Source organism: Hydrogenophaga intermedia (assembly GCF_000723405.1).
GTDB lineage: Bacteria > Pseudomonadota > Gammaproteobacteria > Burkholderiales > Burkholderiaceae_C > Hydrogenophaga > Hydrogenophaga intermedia.
Map to the genome: position 1 here is coordinate 58,278 of NZ_CCAE010000020.1, position 24,261 is coordinate 82,538.

Below are 24,261 nucleotides of genomic sequence, written 5' to 3' on the forward strand. Positions count from 1 at the left end.
CTGCACAAGGCGTGTCGCGCTGTGTCAACTCGTGTCAGCACTATAGGCAGCAACGCGCCCGCTACCAAGTTGCTAGCTGTGTGCGGCGCAGCATTGTGGCGCCGCGTTCACCCGGGTTTGCCCCGATGGGCGTGCGCGGCGCGGCGCTTCAGATGGCGTCGTCGCCCAGGCCCTGCGCGGGGCCGCGGCGGTACACCTTGCGCAGCAGGCCGATGAGGGTCCGCACCTCGTCGGGCGTGAGCGCGGAAGTGGCCTCGCCTTCGAGTTCGGTGGCCGTGGCCTGGGCCTGGCGGTGCAGCTTCTGGCCGGCGGCGGTGAGGTGCAGGCCCTGGGCCCGGCGGTCGCTGGGGTGGGGCTTGCGCACCACCAGCTCGCGCGCCTGCAGCGCCTTGACCATGCCCACCAGGTTGGGCGGCAGGATGTCCAGCGCCGCGCAGATCTGTCGCGAGGTGACGCCGGGGTTGTGGGCGATCACGCTGAGCACCGAGAAATCCACCGGCCGCAGGCCGTAGGGCGCCATGCGGCGCAGGAACACGGCGATGACCGTGAGCGCCGCGCGCCGCGCGTTGTAGCCCACCAGGGTTTCCAGGAAGCGGGTGTCGGGCAGGCCGTCGCCCGCGCTGGCGGCCTCGTCGGCGGGCGTGGCGCCCTTGCGCGCGCCCCGGGGGCGGCGCATGGCGTTGGCGATGGAGGTGTCGGTCATCCAGCGTTGGGCGGGTTCAGCTGCACAGCGCCTTGATGTCCTCGGGCACGGGGATGGCGCGAATGCGCGAGGCGTCGGCCGGGTCGCGCTCGCAGAAGGCGCGCACCTCGGTGCCTTCGCACAGCAGGGTGTCGCCACGCATCACGCGGTGCTGGTGCTTGAACACCTTGGCGCCCCATTCGATGACGCTGGTGTGCACCTGCAGGCGCTCGCCGTAGGTGGCGGGTTTCATGAACTTGGTGTGGATCTCCAGCAGCGGCGTGCCGATGATGCCGCGCGTCTTCACCAGCTCGCGCCAGGGCTGCACGCCGCATTTGACAAAGAAGTTCAGCGAGGACGCGTCCATCCATTTGCTGAAATTGGGGAAGAAGACGATGCCGGCGGGGTCGCAGTCGCCGAACATGACTTCCACTTCATAGATCTGGGTTTGGCTCATCTAGGTATTCACTGACAGGAAAAACTGGCGGCGCTGTCGGCGTCGCCGCCCTGGTAACGGGCCACGGAAGGATAGGCGCACAGCGGGCGGCTTCTTTGCGCGGACCAGCCCGCGGGGAGTTCATTGTTCACGCCACCCGCGTTGCCGGTGCCGCGGGCAGTGGCCTTCACCGCCTGCGGCGGCTCGCCGTGTTCCACCCAGCGCACCAGCGGCGTGAGCAGGTCGAACTGGTCGGTGGCGGGGCCTCCGCTGCAGTGGTTCATGCCCGGCACGGGAAAGTAGCGCGCGAAGTCGGCGGCGCGCCCGCCCTGGCTGGCGTTGACGCGCTCCACCCACTGGCGGGTGTCCTCGGCCGAGAAGATGGCGTCGCTCACGCCGTGGTACAGCACCATCTTGGCGCCGCGCGCGCGCAGCGGCAGCAGGTTGTCGGGCCTGTCGTGCCCGGGCGGGCCCATCAGCGACAGGCCGGATTCGCGGTAGGTGTCGGTGGTGGCCGAGACGGCACCCAGCAGGGCGTCGATGTCGGCGCTGGCGAAGTTCACCGGCGCGGCGGGCGGCGCGGTGAACACCGTGCCCACCGAGAGCGGGTCGAGCGCGACCGAGTTGACGAACTTCCAGGTGGCCCAGTTGCTGCCGGCGATGCCGGCGTCCCACGGGAAGGCGCTGTAGATGGGCCGACCATTGGCGGTCTGGCCGCCGGCGTGTACCTGGGCCAGCGCGTCGATCTGCGGTGCCGTCAGGCATTGGCCATCTCGCGCCTGGCCGCCTTTGCAGGCGGGCAGGTCGCGCGCCGGCTGGAACGCGGCCTGGCAGGCCTGCGTGGCCTGCACCAGACCGTCGCTCAGGCCATCCAGCGCGTCGCAGCGCTGCAGCACGGCGCGGGCCACGGTCTGGCGTTCGGCGGCGGTCAGCGCGCTGCCCAGGTCGGGGATGCTGGCGTTCGGGTTGAGCGGGTGGCGAACCGTGGTGCCGGGCGTGGCGATGGCGGCCCACTTCTGCGCGCCCCACAACTGGGCCAGCGCCGCGTTGGGCAGGCGGTAGCCGGGCGCGCCGATGAGGTAGCCGTCGTATTGGTCGCCGAGGCGGCTGGCGGCCACCAGCGCGTGGCGCCCGCCGTTGGAGCAGCCGCCGATGTAGGAGCGGTCCGGCCCCTTGCCGTAGGCGCCCTGGATCAGCGCCTTGGCCATGGGCGTGAGCTTGGCCACGGCCTGGTAACCGTAGTCCAGGCGCGCCTGCGGCTCCAGCCCGAAGTACGGCGTTTGCGCGCCCGTGTGGCCGGCGTCGGAACTGATCACCGCGAAGCCTTGCACCAGCGCCCCGGTGAGCGGGCCGCCGCCCAGGGCGCCCTCGGCCGGGCGCACGGCGCCGTCGAGGCCGCCGTTGCCCTGGTAGTAGAAGCGCCCGTTCCAGGCCTGGGGCAGGCGCATCTCGAAGCCGATGGCGTAGTCGCGCCCGTCGCTGCCCTTGCGCTCGTGCATCCGGCCCTTGACCAGGCAGTGCGCTGCCACCGGCTGGCCGGCGAGCTTGAGCTCCCCCGCCGCCACCGGCGCGGCCGACTCGATGCGCGTGGCCGGGTGCTGGAACTGCGCGGCCAGGGCCTCGCATTGCTTCAGCGTGGCGCCGGCAGCCGGTGACAGGCGTGCGGGCGGCGTGCCGGGTGTGATGGCGCAGGCGCCGAGCAGCAGTGCCGCGCCGAGCGCGGCGCCGCCATGGACGGTTCGGGTCTTCATCGCTTGTCTCCTCGGGTGGCCGGTGGCTTCTTGTTTGTCGGGTGGCGCGTGTTCAGCGCGGCGCCATGCGCAGGGCGCCGTCCAGGCGGATCACCTCGCCATTGAGGTGCGTGTTGGTCACGATGTGCGCGGCCAGCGACGCGAACTCCTCGGGCTTGCCCAGGCGCGAGGGGAAGGGGATGCTCGCCGCCAACGAGGCCTGCACCGGCTCGGGCAACTGGCGCATCAACGGCGTGGAGAACAGCCCCGGCGCGATGGTGCACACGCGGATGCCGTGTTGCGCCAGGTCGCGCGCCATGGGCAGCGTCATGCCCACCAGGCCGCCCTTGGACGCGCTGTAGGCCTGCTGGCCCACCTGGCCGTCGAAGGCCGCCACGCTGGCGGTGAACAGCATCACGCCGCGCTCGCCGTCTTCCAGCGCGTCCAGCTTGGCGCAGGCGGCGGCGAACAGGCGGCTGGCGTTGTAGGTGCCGATGAGGTTGACGTTGATGACCTTGGCGAAATCCTCCAGCGGCGCGGCGCTGCCGTCCTTCTGCACCACGCGCTTGGCGGTGCCGATGCCGGCGATGTTCATGAGGATGCGCGCCGGGCCGTGCGCGGCGGCGGCGGCGTCCAGCGCGGCCTGCACGCTCTCGGTGTCGGTCACGTCGCACTTGCAGGCAACGCCGCCGATGTCCTTGGCCACGCGCTGCGCGCCCTCCAGGTTCACGTCCAGCACGGCGACCTTGGCGCCCAGGCGCGCGAGTTCGCGCGCGGTGGCCTCGCCCAGGCCCGAGCCGCCGCCGGTGACCAGTGCGGCCTGTCCTTCGATCTTCATGCGTGTCTCCTCTGTTCGGTGGGTTGGGGAAGCAGGGTGTTCGGCGCCGTGCCCGCGTGCAGCGCGGCGACGAGTTCGGCGCGGTGCTTGAGCACGGCGCGCTGGTTGATGGAGCCCTTGTCGGTGACCTCGCCCTTGTCGATGCTCGGCGGCTCGGCCAGCAGCAGCAGGCGCGCCACGCGGTTGGCGCTGCCGGTGGCCTGCGCGGCCAGGTCATTGAGCACCTGCTGGAAGTGCGACAGCACCTTCGGGTGCGACAGCACCTCGGCCAGCGGCGCGTCGCTGCCCAGGCCGGCCAGGCCGCGCACCGCGCCGGTGGTGAACAGCATCGCGCCCACCTCCTTCTCGTTCAGACCGGTGATGACCGCGTCCTGCACGAAAGGCGCGCCGGCCGCGATGATCTTTGCGCGCAGCGGGCCCACGCTGACGAAGGTGCCGGTGGCGAGCTTGAAGTCCTCGGCGATGCGGCCGTCGAAGCGCAGACCCAGGTGGGGGTTCGCCGGGTCGATCCAGGCGACGGCGTCGCCGGTGCAGAAGAAACCTTCCTCGTCGAAGGCCTCGGCCGTGGCCTCGGGGCTGCGCCAGTAGCCGGGCGTGATGTTGGGGCCGCGGTAGCGCACCTCGGTCTTGTCGCCGCTGGGCACGAGCTTGAGCTCCAGCCCGGCCGCGGGCAGGCCCAGGTCACCGGACTTCACCTCGGGCCGCGTGATGTACAGGCCGAAGGGGCCGGATTCGGTCATGCCCAGGCCGGTGCCCATCACCACGCGCTCGCCGATCTCCTGCTCCTCCACCTCGTGCAGCGTGTCCCACACCGGCTGGGCCAGCGCGGCGCCGGCGTAGAAGAACATGCGCACGCGGCTCAGCAGGTTCTTGCGCAGCACCTCGTCGGTCTTCATCGCGTTGGCGATGGCCTCGAAGCCCGTGGGCACGTTGAAGTACACGGTGGGCGCGATCTCGCGCAGGTTGCGCAGCGTCTCGCCGATGAGCGCAGGCGTGGGCTTGCCGTCGTCGATGTAGAGCGTGCCGCCGTGCACGAGCGCCAGACCGACGTTGTGGTTGCCGCCGAAAGTGTGGTTCCAGGGCAGCCAGTCCACCAGCACGGGGGGTGAGTCGGGGTCGGCCAGCACCGGCATGCTCTGCGCCATCTGCCGCTGGTTGGCGCACCACATGCGCTGCGTGTTGATGACGGCCTTGGGCAGCTTGGTGGAGCCCGAGGTGAACAGGAATTTGGTGATGGTGTCGGGGCCGGTGGCCTGCATGGCCGCGTCCACGGCGCCGTCGCCCTCGGATCTGGGCGCCGTGGCGCGCAGGCTGGCGAACGAGGTGGTGGCGCGGCTTGGCACGCTGCCGCTGGCCGTGGCGATCTCCACGCCCTCGGGGATGGCCGCGAGCAGAGCGCGCTCGTAGCGTGCCGCGTCGGACGCGAATACAAGACCTGGCGTGAGCGTGCTCACCATGTGGCGCAGCTTCTCGAAGTCCTGGCTCACCAGCGAATACGCGGGCGAGGCCGGCGACCACGGGATGCCCGCGTACAGGCAGCCCAGCGCGATCTGCGCGTGCTCGAGATCGTTCTCGCTGAGGATCAGCACGGGCCGCTCGGTGCTCAGACCACGGTCGAGCAGGGCCTGTCCGATGGAGCGCGCAGCGTCCAGTGCGTCGGCGTAGCTCAGGTGCACCCAGTCGCCGGTGCTGCCGTCGGCGCGCTTCGCGCGGCGGGCCATGAAGCTGCGCTCGGGCGCCTGCTTGGCCCAATGCACCAGGTAGTCCGTCATGCGGTGCGCGTACGGCTGCAGCGGCAACGTGGCGCTGAGGTAGGTGGTGCCGTCGGCGGCGTGACGCACGCTGGCCTGCGTCACGCCGAAGTCGAGCGCGCGGTAGCGCGGGGCCGCTGCGCTCATTGCTTCTTCACCTTCGGGCCGCGGCCTTCCAGAAACTCGCGCACGCGCGCCTTGGCCTCGGGCGCGTCCTGCACGATGGCGGAGATCAGTGCCTCGGTGAAGAAGCCGTGGTCGGCCGGCTGCTCGGCGATGCGCGGCAGCGCCTGCATCAGCGCGTAATTGGTGAGCGGCGCGTTGGCGGCGATGCGCGTGGCCAGCTCCAGCGCCTTGTCCAGGGCCGTGCCTTGCGGCACCAGGTACTGGGCCAGCCCGGAGCGTTCGCCTTCCTCGGCGCTGAGTACGCGGCCGGTGAACATCATGTCGGCCATGCGCGCGGTGCCGATCAGGCGCGGGATGCGCACCGAGCCACCGCCGCCCACGAAGATGCCGCGCGAGCCTTCGGGCAGCGCGAAGAAGCTGGACGCATCGGCCACGCGGATGTGGCAGGCGCTGGCCAGTTCCAGGCCCCCGCCCACCACGGCGCCGTGCAGGGCCGCGACGACGGGCACCGGGCCGCGCTCCACCTGGTCGAGTGCGTGGTGCCACATGCGCGAGTGGTGCAGGCCGGCGGCGGCGTTGCGCTCGCTCAGCTCGGACAGGTCCAGGCCGGCGCAGAAGTGGTCGCCGTTGCCGTGGATGACGGCGGCGCGCACGCTGTGCGGCATGCCCTGGAAGACGTCGCGCAGGGCGAGCACCAGGCCGTCGTTGAGGGCGTTGCGCTTGCTCGGGCGGTTGAGGGTGATGAGGGCGATCTGCTGCTGGTCTCCGCGCAGTTCGATCGTCAGGTCGTTGGTCTGGATGGGCATGGAAATGACGGCTTCGGGGCTTCTTGTGAGGGTGGGCGATTATTGTTATAAACGATAACCAAATTCAACCGCTTCCCTCTGAAAATGGGTGCGGGTTTACCCTTAAGGTCGTCCCATGGACCACCCGAGCACGACGTTGGAGACCATCGCCTCGCTGGCGGACATCGAAGCGCTCGAGCGCCGCCCGCTGGGCGAGGTGGCGCCGCATCGCACGCCGTACGAACTGATCCGCGCCGCCGCCGGACGCTTCCCGGATCGCGAGGCCTTCACTGTGCTGCCCGACGCCGACCTCGCGCGCGAACCCCGGCGCGTGAGCTACCGCGAACTGCTTGCCATGGTGCACCGCGCGGCCCACGCCCTGCGCGCGCTGGGCGTGGGCCCCGACGACTGCGTGGCCGTCCTGGCTCCCAACTCGCCCGAGGCGCAGGCCGCGCTGTGGGGCGCGCAGCTCGTGTGCCGCGTGTGCCCCATCAATCCGCTGCTGCTGCCCGAGCACATCGCCTCGCTGATGCGGGCGGCGAAGGCCAAAGTGCTGGTGGCCCAGGGCCCCTACGCCGAATCCACGGTCTGGTCGAGGGCCCTGGCGGTGCGGGTGATGCACCCTTGCACCGTGGTGCCCATCACCATGGACAAGGCCGTGCCGGGGCTGATCCCCTGGCAAGAGCTGATGGCCGCGCAGCCGGACACGCTGAGCTTCGATCCCGACCTGAACCCCGACCGCGTGGTGGCCCTGTTGCACACCGGCGGCACCACGGGCGAGCCCAGGCTCGCGCAGCACACCGCCGGCAACGAGGCGCACATCGCCTGGTTCGCGCACGCCTTCTACGACTGCAACGAACACAGCGTGGAGTTCAATGGATTTCCGCTGTTCCATGTGGCGGGGCCCCTGGTCTTCGGCCTGTCATGGCTGGCGGTGGGCGCGCGCCAGGTGCTGCCCACGCCCGATGGCAGGCGCAAGACCGGTCTGGTGCAGCGCTACTGGCGCTTCTGCGAGCGCGAAGGCGTCACGCACCTCGTCGGCGTGCCCACGCTGCTGGCCCGCCTGCTGGGCGTACCCATCGACGCGGACATCTCGCGGCTTCGCGTCGTGTACACGGGCGGCTCGCCGCTGCCCGCCGAACTGGCGCAGCGCTTCGAGGAGGTCACCGGCGTCGCGGTGCGCAACCTGCTGGGCATGACCGAGTGCGGCGGGCTGATCAGCATCGAGCCGCTGCTGGCGCCGCGTGTGCCGGGCTCGGCCGGTTGGCGCCTGCCTTTCACCGGCGTGCAGGCCGTGCGCTGGCGCGGCGGACGAGCCTGGTTGAACGACCCCTGCGCACCGGGTGAGATGGGCATGATGGTCGTGCGCGGCCCGCACGTGAGCCCCGGCTACCTTGACGAAGACCGCCACACCGACACGTTCGAGGACGGCTGGATCGTCTCGGGCGACCTGGGCCACCTGGACGGCGAAGGCCGTGTGCACATCACCGGGCGCGCCAAAGATGTGATCAATCGCAGCGCCCACAAGATCGATCCCGGCCTGGTGGAGGCGGTGTTTCTCGCCCACCCGGCGGTGGAGCAATGCTCCGTCGTGGCCGAGCCCGACACCGATGCGGGCGAAGTGCCCGTGGCCTTCGTCGTTCTGCGTGGCGGTGTGCAGATCGCGGCCGACGCCTTGCTGGGCGAGGTGGCGCCCCGCATGCACGAACGGCCCGCGGTGCCCAAGCGCGTGGTGATCATCAGCGCCTTGCCGCTCACGCCCATCGGCAAGGTGTTCAAGCCCGCGCTGCGGCTGCACGCCATCGAACTGAAGCTGACCGATCTGGCGCGCGAACTCGCGCCGGACCGGCAGGCGTGGGTGTCGGTGGTGGACACGGGCGGCCCGCATCGCGCCACGGTTCGCTTCACCGGCGCGCCCGACGCGGCGCTGGCCGACCGCCTGTTGACCGCCCTCGCGGCGATCGCCGTGCCCACCGAAGTCCACTTCGGCGACGACTGAATCCCGCGCACCGACACAGACCCGATACCCCGTACCCAGGAGACCCATCCATGAACCACAACGATCTCATCGCCATTGACATCCACACCCACGCCGAGGTGAGTTGCTGGAACCCCTTCGACAACTACGGCGAGGAATACGACCGCGCGGCCGACAAGTACTTCGGCAGCAACCGCCGCCCCACCATCGCCGAGACCATCGCCTACTACCGCGAACGCAAGATCGGCCTGGTGATGTTCACCGTGGACAGCGAGTCGAAACTGGGTCGCCGCCGCATCCCCAACGAAGAGATCGCCCAGGCCGCGCGAGAGAACAGCGACATGATGATCGCCTTCGCCAGCATCGACCCGCACAAGGGCAAGATGGGCGCTCGCGAGGCCGAGCGCCTGATCAAGGAAGAGGGCGTCAAGGGCTTCAAGTTCCACCCCACCGTGCAGGGCTACCACCCCTACGACAAGATGGCCTGGCCGATCTACGAGGTGATCAACGCGCACAAGATGCCCACCATCTTCCACACCGGCCACAGCGGCATCGGCAGCGGCATGCGCTGTGGCGGCGGGCTGCGGCTGGAGTACAGCAACCCCATCCACCTCGACGACGTCGCCATCGACTTCCCCGACATGCAGATCGTCATGGCCCACCCCAGCTTTCCCTGGCAGGACGAAGCGCTCAGCGTGGCCACGCACAAGCCGAACGTGTGGATCGACCTCAGCGGCTGGAGCCCGAAGTACTTTCCCAAGCAGCTCGTGCAGTACGCCAACACCCTGCTGAAAGACCGCGTCCTCTTCGGCAGCGACTACCCGCTCATCACGCCCGAGCGCTGGATGAAGGACTTCGAGGTCGCGGGGTTCAAGCCGGAGGTGATGCCCGGCATCCTCAAGGGCAATGCGGTTCGCCTGCTCGGACTCGCATGAAGGCCTTCAGCTCGCTCGCCGACATCGAGGCCCTGGAGCGTCGCCCGCTCGCCGAGGTGGCGCCGCACCGCACGCCCTACGGCCTGATCCGCGCCGCCGCCGAGCGCTTCCCCGATCGCGAGGCCTTCACCTTCCTGCACGACGCCGATCTGGCGCGCGAGCCGCGCCGCGTGAGCTACCGCGAGCTGTTGGCGATGGTGCACCGTGCGGCCAACGCCTTTCGCGCGCTGGGCATCGGGCCCGAGGACAGCGTGGCCCTGCTCGTACCCAACACGCCCGAGGCGCACGCCGCGCTGTGGGGCGCGCAGCTCGCGGGCCGCGTGTGCCCCATCAACACGCTGCTGCAACCGGACCACATCGCCTCGCTCATGCAGGCCGCGAACGCCAAGGTGCTGGTCGCGCTGGGGCCGAACGCCGAACTCGCCGTCTGGCCCACGGCGCTGAAGGTGCAGGCCTTGCACCCCTGTGCGCTGGTGCCGATGAAGGTAGACGAGCCCGTGCCGGGTCTGGCCTCGCTGCAGGACCTGATGGCCGCGCAGCCCGACGCCTTGACATTTGCGCCCGACCTGAACCCCGAGCGCGTGGTCGCGCTGTTCCACACCGGCGGCACCACCGGCGCGCCCAAGCTTGCGCAGCACACCGCCGGCAACGAGGCGCACACCGCCTGGTTTGCGCACGCCTTCTACGACTGCGACGAACACAGCGTGGAGGTGAACGGCTTTCCGCTGTTCCACGTGGCCGGCGCTTTCGTCTATGGTCTGGCGCTGCTGGCCATCGGTGCGCGACAGGTGCTGCCCACGCTCAGCGGCATGCGCAACACCGCCTTCGTGCAGCGCTACTGGCGCTTCTGCGAACGCGAAGGCGTGACGCACCTGGCCTGCGTACCCACCGTGCTGGCCAGCCTGCTCGCCGTGCCCATCGACGCCGACATCTCGCGCATCCGCGCGGCCTATACGGGCGGCTCACCGCTGCCCACCGAACTCGCGCAGCGCTTCGAGGCCGGCACCGGCATTCCCGTGCGCAACATCCTGGGCATGACGGAGTGCGCGGGGCTGGTCAGCATCGAGCCCTTGCTCGCGCCGCGCGTGGCGGGCTCGGCCGGTTGGCGTCTTCCTTTCACCGAGGTGCACGCGGTGCCCTGGCGCGACGGTGAGGCGAAGCTCGATGAACGCTGCGCCGCCGGCGAGACCGGCGTGGTGGTGCTGCGCGGCCCGCACATGAGCCCGGGCTACCTCGATGCGAAGCGCAATGCGGGCATGTTCGAGCGGGGCTGGATCGTCTCGGGCGACCTCGGCCACCTCGACGGCGAAGGCCGCGTGCACCTCACCGGCCGCGCCAAGGACGTGATCATCCGCGGCTCGCACAACATCGACCCCGGGCTGGTGGAAGACGCTTTCCTCGCGCACCCGGCCGTGGCGCAATGCGCCGTGGTGGCCGAGCCCGACGCCTACGCGGGCGAGGTGCCGGCGGCCTTCGTGGTGCTGCGCGCGGGCGCGGCCGTGCAGGCCGAGGCACTGCTGCGCGAGGTGACGCCGCAGGTGTACGAAAGGCCCGCCGTGCCCAAGCGCGTGGTGGTCGTCGAGGCCCTGCCGCTCACCGCCATCGGCAAGGTGTTCAAGCCCGAGCTGCGGCTGCGCGCGATCGAGTTGAAGTTGGCCGACCTGGCGCGTGAACTGGCGCCGGATCGGGCGGTGCGGGTGGACGCGGTGGAGGAGGGCGGGCGCCAGCGCGCCACGGTGCGGTTTGATGGCCCAGCCGATGCGGCACTGGCAGATGAGCTGAAGGCCGCGCTCGCGGCCATCGCCGTGCCCACACAGGTGGTGTTTGAGCCGGTTGCCGCGCTCTGAGCGGGATCAGAGTTCGCGCTTGTCTCGCGGCGCCGGATCGTTCTCCAGCTGGAGTGTCTCGCTCGTTGTGCGGGGTGCTTTCGGTAGCTCCAGCGTCGTGCAGTGAGTCGCGAAAGGCGGTTCGGTGACGCCCGGATGCCCCAGCAGTTCTTCGCCGAATACCGGCATCCGGCCCGCCTTGGTGCGCAGCTGGTGTCGCATCGTCTTGCTGGTGTCCGGATCGGGCAACAACACTTTGTCGGGCTCGTATGACGAGACGATGAGGTTGGGGACCATCCGCAGGTGATCGTTCTCATCGACTGAGACCACGCCGATGCCGAGGTAGTCCATCATTTCCGACAGGGTGCGGGTCTTGTGCAGGGATCGACCGTCGGGTTGGAGATTCAAGGCAGCGCCATCATCGAAGCAGGGTTCATGAATCGCGACGGTTGAGCGTTCGTTCTTCGCGTCGGTCATCACGGCCGAGCGTCCCAGGTCGGCGTCGTAGCAGCCGGGCTGGCCAGCAGGGGTCCTCGGCATCGTGCGCTGGTCTTTGTTGGTGTTGGCGTACACGGTGTAGGGTGGGGCACCGAAGGCTTGGCGGATCTGCTCGTAGTGTTGGAGGTCATGGGCGTTGCTGATGAACAGCAAGCCCTGCTGCTTTTCGCCGTTCACGAAGAAGATGGCTTCTCCTTCCCATGTCACGTCGGCGAAATTGATGTTGAACGGAACGACCCGATACGGAACGTTCAGCTGCTTGAAGCCTTCGATCAGTGCCTCCCGGGCGCAGTCCCAGCGCCGAGGCTCGTCGTTCGGGTCGTCGGCCAGCAGCATGACGCCGTCTGGCGCGTTGCCGGCCAGGTTGCGTGGGAAAGGGTATTCGCAGGCCGGGTCCAGCGCCACGAAATGGATCACATCCACGGGATAGATCTTCTTCAGCGCGTTCAGCAGGCTGCCTCGCGTGTGGCCTGGCGGGTTCAGGCCGTCGTTGCCGAAGTCGTGGTCGAACACGACCACACCTTGCGCCGCCGGACCGGGAGGCTCGGGCCAGAGGTATTGCGTGGCGGCTTGGGCCAGGCCATTGGCCCAGGCTTGCAACTGCCTCATGGTGGTGCTCTTGTAGACCGCTTGGCTGGTGGCGTGCTCCGGGATACCCAGCTGGCGGCGAACATGGCGGGCGTGCGCCTCACGATCGCGACCATTGTTCTTCGGACGTGGTGTCGGGCGTGGGTCCCGGTAGCCAGTGGACGGGGCCAACGGAATGTCCGATTTTTTCGGACGATCGCTTTGCTTGCCGAAGATCTGCTTCTCCAACTCGCTGCCTGTGGTCTTGTCCGGCCGTGTGCCGGGTGTCGGGATGTCGGTGAGCCCGCCAAGCGTTGAGTTCGGGATACAAGGTGTATTGGGCTTGGGCCGAGGGCCCGGCGCTGTGGACGAGGTGCGCGATGTGGAGGGAGATGCGGTGCTGGTTCGAACGGCCATGGTGGATTTGCGGGTGAAGGGGCCGGTAGGTAACGGACTCAGCACCGGAGTTCTCACCCTTGGGGACCGTTCGCGCGCCCGGATCACTCACCAACCGCCGCGTTCCAGCCAGCGCTCCACCTGCTCCAGCTTGTCCACCCCCCAGAAAGCCTCGCCGTCCACGATGACCGTGGGCGAGCCGAATACACCTTGCGCCAGCGAGGCGTCGACCTCGGCGCGCAACAGCGCCGCCGCTTCCTCGCCGCCGGCCGCGCGGGCGATCGTCTCGCCCACCACCGGCTCGAGCGACGCTGGCGTGGACAGGTCCAGCCCCTCGCCCCAGTACGCGCCGTAGATCGCGTGCACCACCTCGCCCGCGCGCTGGGGTGCGTGCCGGTTGGCCCAGGCCAGGGCGCGCCCGCAGGCCAGCGGGTTCATCACCGCGTCGCGCGGCTGGCGTTTCATGGGCACGGCGTGTTCGCGCGCGTAGCGGCGCACGTCGCGCTCCACGTAGTCGCCCTTCAGCGGCGTGTCCATCAGGGGCTTCAAGCCCATCACCTTCATCACCGCCACACCCAGCAGCATGGGGTGCCAGGCCACCACGCGGCCGTGGCGCGCGGCGATGGCCTCGATGCGCAGCGAGGCGAAGTAGCCGTAGGGGGAGATGAAGTCCAGGTGGCAGTGCAGGGGCTCGGTCATGGTGGCGAGCATGATGCCGCATCGGCCCCTTGGTTTCATGCCAAAACGCGATAGCAGGAAGTGGGGAAAGGGGCTGGCGCCGCCCCGCGCCTGTGCGGCACAGTGGTGGCGCTTGTGTCTGACGTGGCACATGTCCTGGCGCACCCGCCTCGTTGGGTGCCGCACCTGACCCCTTTCTCGACAGGATCCTCTCCATGACCCTCATCCGTCGCCGCAGCGCGATCGTGGCCGCCGCTGCATTGGGCGCCACCTCCCTCGCCGGCAAGGCCCTGGCCCAGCCCACCGTCACCCTGCGCCTGCACCAGTTCCTGCCGCCGCAGGCCACCATCCCGGCGCGCGCCATCGCGCCCTGGGCGCAGAAGATCGAAAGCGAATCGGGTGGCCGCATCAAGGTGCAGCAGTTCCACTCCATGTCCATGGGCGGCTCGCCGCCGCAGCTGTTCGACCAGGCCCGCGACGGCGTGGCCGACATCGTGTGGACCGTGCTCGGCTACACCCCGGGCCGCTTCAACAAGTCGGAAGTGTTCGAGCTGCCCTTCATGAGCGGCAAGGCCGAGCCCGCTTCGCGCGCCTTCCACGAGTACGTGCAGAAGCACGCCGCCGACGAATTCCGCCAGGTGCACCTGCTGGCCGCGCACACGCACGGCCCAGGCCTGTTCCACAGCAAGTCGGCCATCACCGGCCTGGACAGCCTGCGCGGCCTGAAGGTGCGCGGCGGCTCGCGCATCATCAACAACCTGTTGGCCAAGCTGGGCGCCGCGCCGGTGGGCATGCCGGTGCCGGCGGTGACGGAGGCGCTGTCCAAGGGCGTCATCGACGCCACCACCATCCCCTGGGAAGTGACACCCTCGCTCAAGATCGCCGAGCTGGTGAAGCACCACACCAGCTTCTCCGGCCCCACGGGCCTGTTCACCCAGACCTTCGCGCTGGTGATGAATCGCGGGAGCTACAACAAGCTGCCGGCCGACCTGAAGGCCATCATCGACAAGAACTCGGGCGTCGAGACGGCGGCCTTGTTCGGCCGCGCGATGGACGAGGGCGACAAGGACGGCCTGGCGGTGGCGCAGAAGGCGGGCAACAGCATCGTCACGCTGGACGCCGCCGAGACCCAGCGCTGGAAGACCACCGCCGCCGCGGTGGAGGCCGACTGGGTGAAGGAAGTGCAGGGCAAGAAGATCGACGGCGCGAAGCTCGTCGCCGAAGCCCGCGCACTGCTGGCGAAATACAAGTAACCCCCTGCGCGCCTGACGGCGCTTCCCCCTGAGAGGGGGACGGCGCCTGCGGCCCGGCAAAGCCGGTTCCGCGGCGCCCTCGAAGGAAGGCGGCCACTCGGCCGCCTTCTTTACTTCCAGACCTCGCGCGCGGTTTCCACCACCAGAGCGAGCTTCTTCCGCTGGTCCTCCACCGCGATGTTGTTGCCGTGCACGGTGCTGGAGAACCCGCACTGCGGCGACAGGCACAACTGCTCCAGCGGCGCGTACTTGGCGGCCTCGTCGATGCGGCGCTTGAGGTCGTCCTTGCTTTCGAGCTGGCCGAACTTGGTGGTCACCAGGCCCAGCACCACGGTCTTGCCGGGCTTGAGGAAGCGCAGCGGACGGAAGTCGCCCGAGCGGTCGTCGTCGTACTCCATGAAGTAGGCGTCGAGGTTCATCTCGGTGAGCAGGGCCTCGGCCACGGGCTCGTAGTTGCCGGCAGCGGCGTGCGTGCTCTTGAAGTTGCCGCGGCACAGGTGCATGGCCAGGGTCATGCCCTTCGGCTTCTTCGCCACCACCTTGTTGATGAAGGCGGCGTAGCGGTGCGGCAGTTCATTGGGGTCATCGCCGCGCTGGCGGGCGGCCTCGCGCATCTTCTCGTCGCACAGGTAGGCCATGTTCGTGTCGTCCATCTGCACGTAGGTGCAGCCGGCGTCGGCCAGGCTCTGCAGCTCGTCCGCGTAGGCCTGGGCCACGTCGTCGTAGAACACCGGGTCCAGCTCGGGGTAGGCGTCCTTGCTGATGCCCGCGCGCCCGCCGCGAAAGTGCAGCATGGTGGGGGAGGGGATGGTCACCTTGGGCGTGAGGCCTGGCTGGCCCAGCGCCTTCACCTGCGCCTGCAGGTACTGGAAGTCGGCGAGCTGGATGTTCTTCGCGTGGCGCACCTTGTCGATCACGCGGATCACCGGTGGGGCCAGCTCTTCGGTGCCATCGGGTTTCCTGATGGTGACCGGGATGTCGGTCTTCACGCCGCCGAGTTGTTCCAGGAAGTCGATGTGGAAGTAGGTGCGGCGGAACTCCCCGTCGGTGATGGACTGCAGGCCCACGTCGGCCTGGAACTTCACGATCTCGGTGATCGCGCGGTCTTCGACGTCGCGCAGTTGCGCGGCCGTGATCTCGCCCTTGGCCTTCTGCTCGCGCGCCTGCAGCAGGTAGGCGGGGCGCAGGAAGCTGCCGACGTGGTCGGCGCGGAAGGGGGGATTGAGGCTCATGTTCTTGTCTCCGGAGGGTTGGGAAATGGACGGCGCCGACGGTAGCCGAAGCCCCGCCGGATGGCAACACACCTGAATTCATTGAATACATGAATCGCCGAATCCGACTGCACTTGAAGGATTTCATTGGGAAAAATTCGGTTTATGTATACATTGCGTATCCATGAACACCGCGCCCAACCACTTTCCGCTGAACGCCTGGTACGCCGCCGCCTACGACGTGGAGGTGGGCCGCAGCCTGCTGGCGCGCACGGTCTGCAACCAGAAGCTGGTGCTGTACCGCCAGACCGATGGCCGACTGGCCGCGCTGGAGGACGCCTGCTGGCACCGCCTGCTGCCCTTGTCCCTGGGCCGGCTGGAGGGCGATGAGGTGGTCTGCGGCTACCACGGCCTGGTCTACAACGCCGAAGGCCGCTGCACCCACATGCCCAGCCAGGAAACCATCAACCCGGCGGCCTGCGTGCGGCGCTTCCCGGTGGCGGAGAAGCACCGCTTCGTCTGGATCTGGCCGGGCGACCCGGCGCTGGCGGACGAAGCGCTCATTCCCGACCTGCACTGGAACCACGACCCCGAGTGGGCGGGCGACGGCAAGATGATCCGCGTGAAGTGCGACTACCGCCTGGTGGTGGACAACCTGATGGACCTGACGCACGAGACCTTCGTGCACGGCAGCAGCATCGGCAACCGCGCGGTGGCCGAGGCGCCTTTCGTGGCCACGCACGGCGAGCGCACCGCCACCGTCACGCGCTGGATGGAGAACATCGAGGCACCGCCGTTCTGGGCCGGGCAGATCCGGCAAGCGCGCGGCTACACGGGGCCGGTGGACCGCTGGCAGATCATCCGGTTCGAGGCGCCGTGCACAGTGGCCATCGACGTGGGCGTGGCGCCCACCGGCACGGGCGCGCTTCCCCGCGATGGAGGCGACCGCAGCCACGGCGTCAACGGCATGGTGCTCAACACCATCACGCCGGAGACGGACAACACCTGCCTCTACTTCTGGGCCTTCGCGCGCAACTACTGCCTGGGCGAGCAGCGCCTGACGCACCAGTTGCGCGAGGGCGTTGCCGGCATCTTCCGCGAGGACGAGCTGGTGCTCGAGGCGCAGCAGAAGGCCATCGAGGAACACCCGGACCACCGGTTCTACAACCTCAACATCGACGCGGGCGCGATGTGGGCGAGGCGGCTCATTGACCGCATGGTGGAGGCGGAACGCGGCACGCCGGGCGCTGGCTCCAGCGTCATTCCCATCCGCCGCGCGGGCTGACACCATGGCCACCCACAACGCCATGGCCGACGCTGCCCCCGAGAGCGCCCAGGTCCGCGCCCTGCTGCAGTTGCGCGAGCTCATCCTCTCCGGTGAACTCCCCGGCGGCTCGCGCATCGCCGAACTCAACATCGTCGAGCGCCTGGGTGTGTCGCGCACACCGGTGCGCGCCGCGCTGCAGCGCCTGGAGCAGGAAGGCCTGCTGCGCGCCTTGCCCGGTGGCGGCCACGTGGTGCAGACCTTCACCGAGCGCGACATTGCCGACGCGATCGAGCTGCGCGGCACGCTGGAAGGCCTGCTGGCGCGCCTGGCCGCCGAGCGCGGTGCGCCGGCCGCCGTGCTCACCGAAGCGCGCGGCGTGCTCGAACGCATCGACGCCGTGCTGGCCGCGCCCACGCTGGACGCCGAGGCCTTCTCCGACTACGTGGCGCTCAACAGCCGCCTGCACGAGTTGCTGGCCGAAATGGCCGACAGCCCCACGGTGGAGCGGCAACTGGAGCGCGTGTGCGCGCTGCCCTTCGCCTCGCCCTCGGGCTTCGTGCTGGCCGAGGCCGGCTCGCGCGAGGCGCGCGACATGCTCGTGGTGGCGCAGGACCAGCACCGCCAGGTGCTCGACGCCATCGAACGCCGCGAGGGCGCGCGCGCCGAGGCCATCCTGCGCGAGCACTCGCGCCTGGCCCAGCGCAACCTGCGCGCCGTGCTCGCCGGCCATGCCGACAGCGCCGTCCACGCTCCCGCCCTCAGGCTCATCCGCCGACGTTGATCCCATCATGAAAAGCAACCCGCTCTGGCAGACCGCGCGCGTGGCCGCGCTGCGCGACCTCACCCCCACCGTGCGCGAGTTCCTGCTGCAGCCGCTGGACGGCGCGGCCATCGCCTGGCCGCCGGGCGCGCACCTGCAGGTGCGTGTGCCGGTGGCGGGCCGTGAGCAGACCCGCTCCTACTCGCTCGTGGGCCAGCCGGCCGACACGCCCGGCGCCTACCGCATCGCCGTCAAGCGCCTCGACCAGGGGCGTGGCGGCTCGCTGGCGATGTGGTCGCTGGCCGAGGGCGACACCCTGTCGGTGAGCGCGCCGCAGAACCACTTCCCGCTCGAGATCGACGCGCCCACGAGCCTGCTCGTGGCCGGCGGCATCGGCATCACGCCGATGGTGTCCATGGCCCAGGCCCTGGCGCGGCGCGGCCGCGCGGTGCGCCTGCTCTACGCCGCGCGCAACGCCGACGAACTGGCCTACGCGCAGCGCCTGCGCGACACCCTGGGCGATGGCCTGGTGCTGGCGGTGTCGGGGCAGGGCGAACGGCTGGATCTGGCGGGCGAGATTGCCGCGCTGCCGGCCGGTGCGCCGTGCTACGTGTGCGGGCCCACCGGCCTGCTCGGGGCGGCCCGGGCGCTGTGGGCGCAGGCAGGCCGCCCCGCCAGCGGCCTGCGCTTCGAAACCTTCGGCAGCGGCGGGCAGCGGCCCACGCAGGCCTTCGCCGTGGCCGTGCCCCGGCATGGGGCATCGCTGACGGTGTCCGCCGGTGAATCCCTGCTCGACGCACTGGAGGCCGCCGGCATCGAGGTGATGAGCGACTGCAAACGTGGCGAATGCGGCCTGTGCGCCATGGATGTGCTGTCCGTCGAGGGCGAAATCGACCACCGCGACGTGTTCCTGAGCGAGCACGAGAAGCAGGGCAACCAGCGCATCTGCGCCTGCGTCTCGCGCGTGGTGGGGCGCATCACCCTGGACAGCGCCTGGCGCCCCGAGACCGAGGCCTTGGCCCGGTGACAAACCCGGGAAGGTGTGAGTGAGCCCGTCATGACCGCTCATCCCGCCCAAAGGCGCCCACTCGGCGTTGCAAATGCTCGCCGTAGCCCGAGCTACGGCTGCGCTTTGCGCCTTGATTGGGCGCCTTTGGGCGGTCTGCTCGGTCACGCCGGGCTCACTCACACCTTCCGAGGGTTGTCACTGGTTTCATAACATAACGGCATAGCTGAAAGTCCGCCATCGGACTGGCTGCTGGCCAAAGCCGCATGCACAGTGTGGGTGTTCAGTTCCCGTCACACGCCCGTGCCAATGAGCACCCCCGAACAAGAGGGCCGGGCACAACCCGATCGGAGACATCGATGAAACTCTTGAAGCGACGCACCGCGATGGCGGTGCTGGGCGCGGTGGCCGCGGCCACGATGGCGGGCAACGCCATGGCGCAGACGGTCACGCTGCGGCTGCACCAGATGCTGCCGCCGCAGGCCACCATCCCGGCGCGTGCCCTCACGCCCTGGGCGCAGAAGGTGGAAGCCGAATCGGGTGGCCGCATCAAGGTGCAGCTTTTCCACGCCATGCAACTGGGCGGCGCGCCGCCGCAACTGTTCGATCAGGCCAGGGACGGCGTCGTCGACTTCACCTGGACGGTGCTGGGCTACACCCCCGGCCGCTTCCCCAAGACGGAAGTCTTCGAACTGCCTTTCATGAGCGGCAGCGCCGAGGCCTCCTCGCGCGCCATCCAGGAATACGTCGAGAAGTTCGCCGCCGACGAGTTCAAGGACGTCAAGCTCATCGCCGTGCACACCCACGGGCCGGGCCTCTTTCACACCAAGGCGCCCGTCACCGGCCTGGAAAGCCTGCGCGGCATGAAGATCCGCGGCGGCTCGCGCATCATCAACAACATGCTCACCAAGCTGGGCGCCACGCCCGTGGGCATGCCGGTGCCGGCCGTCACCGAGGCGCTGTCCAAGGGCGTCATCGACGGCACCACCATTCCCTGGGAAGTGACGCCCGCGCTGAAGGTGAGCGAACTGGTGAAGAACCACACCACCTTCGCCGGCAAGGAAGGCCTGTACACCCAGACCTTCGCCTTCTCCATGAACAAGGCCGCTTACGAGAAGCTGCCGGCCGACCTGAAGGCCATCATCGACAAGAACTCGGGCGTCGAGACCGCCGCCATGTTCGGCCGCGCCATGGACGATGGCGACAAGGCCGGGCGCGCCATTGCCGAGAAGGCGGGCAACAACATCGTGGCGCTGGACGTGCAGGAAACGCAACGCTGGCGGCGCACCGCCGCGGCGGTGGAGACCGACTGGGTCAATGAAGTCAAGGGCAAGAACATCGACGGTGCGAAGCTGGCCGCTGAGGCCCGCGCATTGATCGCCAAGCACAGCAAGTGATCCGGCCCAGGGGGGCCGACGGCCGTCCTCGAGAGAGGGCGGCCTTTTTGTTGAGGGGTGTGCTTGTCCGATGTTGGATAATCGCCCGTCTCAGTTTCTCTCGCAGAAAGGCATTCGCATGATTGCATTCGTCTACCGGCTGTCCCAATGGGCGGCCATCATCGGCGGGCTGGCCCTCGTGGCCCTCACGCTGATGATCGTGGCCAGCGTGAGCGGCCGCGCCATGCTCAACCTCGGCCTGGGCCCCGTGCCCGGCGACTTCGAACTCGTCGAGGTCGGCACCGCCATCGCCGTGTTCTTCTTCCTGCCCTGGACCTACCTCAAGGGTGGTCACGCCACGGTGGACCTGCTCTACATGCACCTGCCCACGTGGGCGCAGAAGGGCATCGTGCTGGTGTCCGACGTGGTCATGCTGATCGTGTGGCTGATGCTCACCTGGAAGCTCTACGAGGGCATGGTCGAGAAGAAGGAGTACTTCGAGACCACCTTCATCCTGCAGATGCCGATCTGGTGGGCCTACGCGGCCTGCCTGGTGGGCGCGGTGATCGGTTGCCTCGCCTACATCGCCAAGACGGCCACGATGTTTGGCCTGGGCAAGGAGCCCGAGGGCTGGACCACCGAAGCGGGAGCGCACTGATGTCCGGTATCGAACTCGCCGCCTGGTCCTTCCCCATCCTGTTGCTGCTCATCTTCGTGCGCGTGCCCATCGGGCTCGCCATGCTGGTCTGCGGCCTCGTGGGCGCCTGGTTGATCTACGGCACCGCCGACCCGATCCTCAACCAGATGAAGCAGCTGACCTATAGCACCTTCTCCAACTACAACCTCTCGGTCATTCCGCTGTTCCTGTTGATGGGGCAGTTCGCCGCGCTCGGCGGGCTGTCGCGCGCGCTGTTCAAGGCGGCCGAGGCCTGGATCGGCCACCGCAAGGGCGGCGTGGCGATGGCGGCCGTGGGCGCCTGCGCCGGCTTCGGCGCCATCTGCGGTTCCTCGCTGGCGACCGCGGCCACCATGGGCCAGGTGGCCCTGCCCGAACTCAAGCGCGCGGGCTACGCGGGCGGCATTTCCACCGCCACGCTGGCCGCCGGCGGCACGCTGGGCATCCTGATCCCGCCCTCGGTGGTGCTGGTGATCTACGCCATCCTCACCGAGCAGAACATCGCCAAGCTGTTCCTGGCCGCCTTCGTGCCGGGCGTGCTGGCGGCCATCGGCTACGTCATCGTCATCGCCATCTACGCGCGCGTTCGCCCGAAGGAAATGGGCACCATGCCGCCCGTGCCCATGGCCGAGCGCTGGAAGGCCACCATCAAGGTCTGGCCCGTGCTCACCATCTTCCTGGTGGTGGTTGGCGGCATCTACCTCGGCATCTTCACGCCCACCGAGGGCGCGGCCGTGGGCGCCTTCGGCACCGGCGTGGCGGCCTGGGCGGCCGGCGGCCTGAACCGCAAGACCCTGGCCGGCGCCGTGCTGGGCACCGCCGTGGCCACCGGCATGATCTTCATGATCGTGCTCGGCGCGGGTGTCTACAACACCTTCCTGGCCCTGTCGCAACTGCCGCAAGAGGCCGCAACGATGGTGGCCGGTTCGGGCCTGAGCCCGACGGTCGTGCTCATCGCCATCCTGGTCATCTACGTCATCCTGGGCTGCTTCATGGACTCGCTGTCCATGATCCTGCTGACCATTCCGGTGTTCTTCCCGGTGGTGACGGCGCTGGACTTCGGCATGTCGCCCGAGCACTTCGCCATCTGGTTCGGCATCCTGGTGCTGATCGTGGTCGAGGTGGGCCTGATCACGCCGCCCGTGGGCATGAACCTCTTCGTCATCAACAGCATGGCCAAGGACGTGCCCATCCTGGCCACCTACCGTGGCGTGCTGCCCTTCGTGCTGAGCGACTTCGTGCGCACCGCCATCCTGGTGGCGTTCCCGGTGATCGTCACATTCGTGTTGTAGCGAGATGAGACCACCCCCGCCGCGCTTCGCGCGACCCACTCAAGGGGGCGATGCCTGCGGCCCGGCAAAGCCGGTACCGCGGCATCTCTGGATGGCGCGCCGCCAGCTCTTGCTGGGCGCGCTGGCCCTGGGCGCGCTGCCAGTTGGGCTGGCACAAACCTTTCCGTCTAAGAACCTGCGGCTGGTCGTGCCCTTCGCAGCGGGCGGCGTGGGCGATCTCACGGCGCGCATCGTCGCGGCGCAACTGGGTGAGCAGCTCGGCCGGCCGGTGGTGATCGAGAACCGCCCCGGCGCGGGCGGCGTGGTGGCGGCCGACACGGTAGCGCGCGCCGAGCCCGACGGGCACACGCTGTTCCTCATGTCCAACGGCACGGCCGTCACGGCCGGGCTGTTCAAGTCGTTGCCGTTCGACACGGTGAAGGACTTCGCGCCCGTCTCCACCCTGGGCTTCTTCGACATCGCCGTGGTGGCGCACCCCGAGGCGCCCTTCAAGACCTTCGCCGAGCTGCTGGCCTGGGCCAAAGCGAACCCGGGCAAGCTCAACATCGGCAGCATCAACGTCGGCAGCACCCAGCACCTGGCGGCCGAGCTGTTCAAGAGCAGCGCCGGCATCGACGCGCAGACCGTGCCCTTTAACGGCACACCCAACCTCATTGGCGCCCTGCGCGGGCGGCAGGTGGACGTGGGCGTGGAAATCCTCTCGCCGGTGCTGACGCAGATCCGCGGCGGTGCGCTTCGTGCCCTGGCCGTGGCGGGCGAGAAGCGCTCGGTGGTGCTGCCCGACGTGCCCACGGCCGCCGAAGCGGGCGTGACGGGCTTCGTGGCCTCGTCGTGGAACGCCATCGCCGCGCCCGCGAAGACGCCGCGCCCGGTGATCGACCGGCTGCAGCGCGAGATCGCCGCCGCCGTGGCCAATGCCGAGGTGCAGAAGAAGCTGCGCGAACTCAACATCGACCCGCGCGCGTCCACGCCCGAGCAGACGTCGGCGCTGCTGGTGAACGACATCAAGCGCTGGAGCGCGGTGATCGAGCGCGCCGGCATTCCGAAGCAGTGAAAGCCGCCCCGGGGGCGGGGCGCCACCTCAGTCCAGGCCTTGCAGGAAGCGCTGCAGGCTCGCCGCGCCCACGGGCTTGTGCAACAGCGTGAAGCCGTGCCGCTTCGCCTGTTCGATGCGCTCGGCCGACATGTCGCCGGTGATCATGCACACCGGCAGCGGGCCGGGGTGCTGGGCGCGCAGGCGCAGCAGCAGCGCCAGCCCGTCCATGGACGGGTCGAGCATGTAGTCGCAGATCAGCGCATCGATGTGCCGGGGATCGGCCTCGAACAAGAGCAGCGCCTCGGTGGCGCTGCGCGCATTGATCACCTGATGGCCCCATGACTCGAGCAGGCTGGCGGTGGCCAGCAGCACCTGCTCGTCGTCCTCGATGAGCAGGATGTGGCGGCCCGAGTCGCCGGGCGCCTGCGCGGCGGTCTCGCCTGGACGCTCCTGTCCCTGCGGTTTGCCACGCGGCAGGCGCACCGAGAACATCGAGCCGCGTCCCGGCGTGGACCGCACATCGAGCCGGGCGCCGATGTCGGCGGCCGCGCGCCGCACGATGGACAGGCCCAGGCCCTCGGCGCGGTCGCCTGGCACCGCGCGCGGCGTCTCGCCTCGGTAGAACGCCTGGAAGATGGTGTCGAGCTGTTCGGGGGCGATGCCGATGCCCGTGTCCCAGACCTGCAGCTCGAGGTCGGCGCCACGGGCACGCGCGCCCAGCACCACGCGTCCGCGCTCGGTGTAGCGGATGGCGTTGCTCACCAGGTTGGCCAGCACGCGGTGCAGCACCGTGGGGTCGCCAAGCACCCAGGCGCGGCTGGGTACCACGTGCAGCACCAGACCTTTTTCGGCGGCCAGGGGCGCGAACTCCGACACCAGTGCATCGAACGCCGGTTGCAGCGCCAGGGACCGCGGCGTGAGCATCTGGTGTCCGGCGTCCCGCAGCGAGGCGCCGAGCAGCATGTCCAGCAGCCGCATCAGGCCGTCGAGCGAGGCGCGCATGCGCTGCACGATGGGTGTGAAGGGCTCGCTGGGCAGGGGCGGTGGCGCGCGGCTCAGGCTCTGGATGGTGGTGAGGAACGGGGTCTCCTCGTTTTCAGTGCAATAAGTGACGGTACGCAAAGCTAGCACTGGCGCGGGGGTGGTCTGGGTAGACCG

The 24,261-nt window shown here is 69.3% G+C and carries 21 protein-coding genes; 11 read left to right on the top strand and 10 right to left on the bottom strand.

The features are described 5' to 3' along the window. Nucleotides 1-148: 148 nt before the first annotated feature. The 6 genes from BN948_RS13255 to BN948_RS13280 are packed head-to-tail and all read right to left on the bottom strand — an operon-like array spanning nt 149 to nt 6,369. On the bottom strand, nt 149-703 hold the full coding sequence (locus BN948_RS13255; RefSeq protein ID WP_009520231.1) for a MarR family winged helix-turn-helix transcriptional regulator: 555 nt from the start codon (nt 701-703) through the stop codon (nt 149-151). Between the two features lie 16 nt (nt 704-719). Continuing rightward, nucleotides 720-1,139, bottom strand: coding sequence for an acyl-CoA thioesterase (locus tag BN948_RS13260; protein ID WP_009520230.1), 420 nt, complete (start codon nt 1,137-1,139; stop codon nt 720-722). An 8-nt stretch (nt 1,140-1,147) separates the two neighbouring features. Next, entirely contained in the window at nt 1,148-2,869 is a 1,722-nt protein-coding gene (locus BN948_RS13265) for a tannase/feruloyl esterase family alpha/beta hydrolase (protein ID WP_035622037.1), read from the bottom strand. 52 nt (nt 2,870-2,921) lie between these two features. Next, on the bottom strand, nt 2,922-3,686 hold the full coding sequence (locus BN948_RS13270) for an SDR family NAD(P)-dependent oxidoreductase (protein ID WP_009515561.1): 765 nt from the start codon (nt 3,684-3,686) through the stop codon (nt 2,922-2,924). Next, nucleotides 3,683-5,584, bottom strand: a complete 1,902-nt coding sequence (locus tag BN948_RS13275; protein ID WP_009515560.1) for a feruloyl-CoA synthase — start codon at nt 5,582-5,584, stop codon at nt 3,683-3,685. Before BN948_RS13275 ends, BN948_RS13270 begins: the two co-directional genes overlap by 4 nt. Further along, entirely contained in the window at nt 5,581-6,369 is a 789-nt protein-coding gene (locus BN948_RS13280; RefSeq protein WP_009515558.1) for a crotonase/enoyl-CoA hydratase family protein, read from the bottom strand. The genes BN948_RS13275 and BN948_RS13280 overlap by 4 nt, the downstream gene beginning before the upstream one ends. 115 nt (nt 6,370-6,484) lie before the next feature. Between BN948_RS13280 and BN948_RS13285 the strand changes: the two genes are divergently transcribed. Genes BN948_RS13285 through BN948_RS13295 form a run of 3 tightly spaced genes read left to right on the top strand, consistent with a single transcriptional unit; the run spans nt 6,485 to nt 11,108 of the window. Further along, nucleotides 6,485-8,347, top strand: a complete 1,863-nt coding sequence (locus BN948_RS13285) for an AMP-binding protein (protein ID WP_009515556.1) — start codon at nt 6,485-6,487, stop codon at nt 8,345-8,347. Between the two features lie 50 nt (nt 8,348-8,397). Further along, nucleotides 8,398-9,261, top strand: a complete 864-nt coding sequence (locus BN948_RS13290; RefSeq protein WP_009515554.1) for a 4-hydroxyphenyl-beta-ketoacyl-CoA hydrolase — start codon at nt 8,398-8,400, stop codon at nt 9,259-9,261. Then, nucleotides 9,258-11,108: an AMP-binding protein gene (locus tag BN948_RS13295; protein WP_009515552.1), complete on the top strand. Its 1,851-nt coding sequence runs from the start codon at nt 9,258-9,260 to the stop codon at nt 11,106-11,108. Before BN948_RS13290 ends, BN948_RS13295 begins: the two co-directional genes overlap by 4 nt. A 6-nt stretch (nt 11,109-11,114) precedes the next feature. Here the strand turns inward: BN948_RS13295 and BN948_RS13300 are convergent, their stop codons facing one another. Then, the gene (locus BN948_RS13300; RefSeq protein ID WP_148663162.1) at nt 11,115-12,569 is read right to left on the bottom strand and encodes a hypothetical protein; all 1,455 of its coding nucleotides are present in this window, start codon (nt 12,567-12,569) and stop codon (nt 11,115-11,117) included. A gap of 87 nt (nt 12,570-12,656) precedes the next feature. Beyond that, nucleotides 12,657-13,259 carry a 2-hydroxychromene-2-carboxylate isomerase gene (locus BN948_RS13305; RefSeq protein WP_009515548.1) on the bottom strand — a complete coding sequence of 201 codons (603 nt, stop codon included), beginning with the start codon at nt 13,257-13,259 and terminating at the stop codon, nt 12,657-12,659. Between the two features lie 182 nt (nt 13,260-13,441). Here BN948_RS13305 and BN948_RS13310 point away from each other — a divergent pair, with 182 nt between their 5' ends. After that, a complete protein-coding gene (locus BN948_RS13310; RefSeq protein ID WP_009515546.1) occupies nt 13,442-14,479 on the top strand; it encodes a TRAP transporter substrate-binding protein in 1,038 nt (345 codons plus the stop codon). A gap of 110 nt (nt 14,480-14,589) precedes the next feature. Here BN948_RS13310 and BN948_RS13315 read toward each other — a convergent pair whose 3' ends face one another. Further along, a complete protein-coding gene (locus tag BN948_RS13315; RefSeq protein WP_009515544.1) occupies nt 14,590-15,711 on the bottom strand; it encodes a 5-methyltetrahydropteroyltriglutamate--homocysteine S-methyltransferase in 1,122 nt (373 codons plus the stop codon). Nucleotides 15,712-15,874: 163 nt separating this feature from the next. On the opposite strand from BN948_RS13315, the gene BN948_RS13320 reads away from it, so the two are divergent. The 7 genes from BN948_RS13320 (at nt 15,875) to BN948_RS13350 (ending at nt 23,121) form a co-directional block, all read left to right on the top strand. Then, nucleotides 15,875-16,975, top strand: coding sequence for an aromatic ring-hydroxylating dioxygenase subunit alpha (locus BN948_RS13320; RefSeq protein WP_009515542.1), 1,101 nt, complete (start codon nt 15,875-15,877; stop codon nt 16,973-16,975). A 4-nt stretch (nt 16,976-16,979) separates the two neighbouring features. After that, entirely contained in the window at nt 16,980-17,738 is a 759-nt protein-coding gene (locus BN948_RS13325) for a GntR family transcriptional regulator (protein WP_009515540.1), read from the top strand. 7 nt (nt 17,739-17,745) lie between these two features. Further along, a complete protein-coding gene (locus tag BN948_RS13330) occupies nt 17,746-18,744 on the top strand; it encodes a PDR/VanB family oxidoreductase (protein WP_009515539.1) in 999 nt (332 codons plus the stop codon). A 338-nt stretch (nt 18,745-19,082) separates the two neighbouring features. After that, a complete protein-coding gene (locus tag BN948_RS13335; RefSeq protein ID WP_009515537.1) occupies nt 19,083-20,120 on the top strand; it encodes a TRAP transporter substrate-binding protein in 1,038 nt (345 codons plus the stop codon). A gap of 118 nt (nt 20,121-20,238) precedes the next feature. Beyond that, nucleotides 20,239-20,757 (top strand): TRAP transporter small permease, encoded by a 519-nt coding sequence (locus BN948_RS13340; RefSeq protein WP_035622041.1) that lies wholly within the window; start codon nt 20,239-20,241, stop codon nt 20,755-20,757. Then, on the top strand, nt 20,757-22,067 hold the full coding sequence (locus BN948_RS13345) for a TRAP transporter large permease (RefSeq protein ID WP_035622043.1): 1,311 nt from the start codon (nt 20,757-20,759) through the stop codon (nt 22,065-22,067). Before BN948_RS13340 ends, BN948_RS13345 begins: the two co-directional genes overlap by 1 nt. A gap of 91 nt (nt 22,068-22,158) precedes the next feature. Next, on the top strand, nt 22,159-23,121 hold the full coding sequence (locus tag BN948_RS13350) for a Bug family tripartite tricarboxylate transporter substrate binding protein (protein WP_009515530.1): 963 nt from the start codon (nt 22,159-22,161) through the stop codon (nt 23,119-23,121). Nucleotides 23,122-23,148: 27 nt separating this feature from the next. Here BN948_RS13350 and BN948_RS13355 read toward each other — a convergent pair. Continuing rightward, nucleotides 23,149-24,261, bottom strand: a 1,113-nt coding sequence (locus BN948_RS13355; protein ID WP_238327237.1) for an ATP-binding protein, incomplete at its 5' end; no start/stop codon positions are given.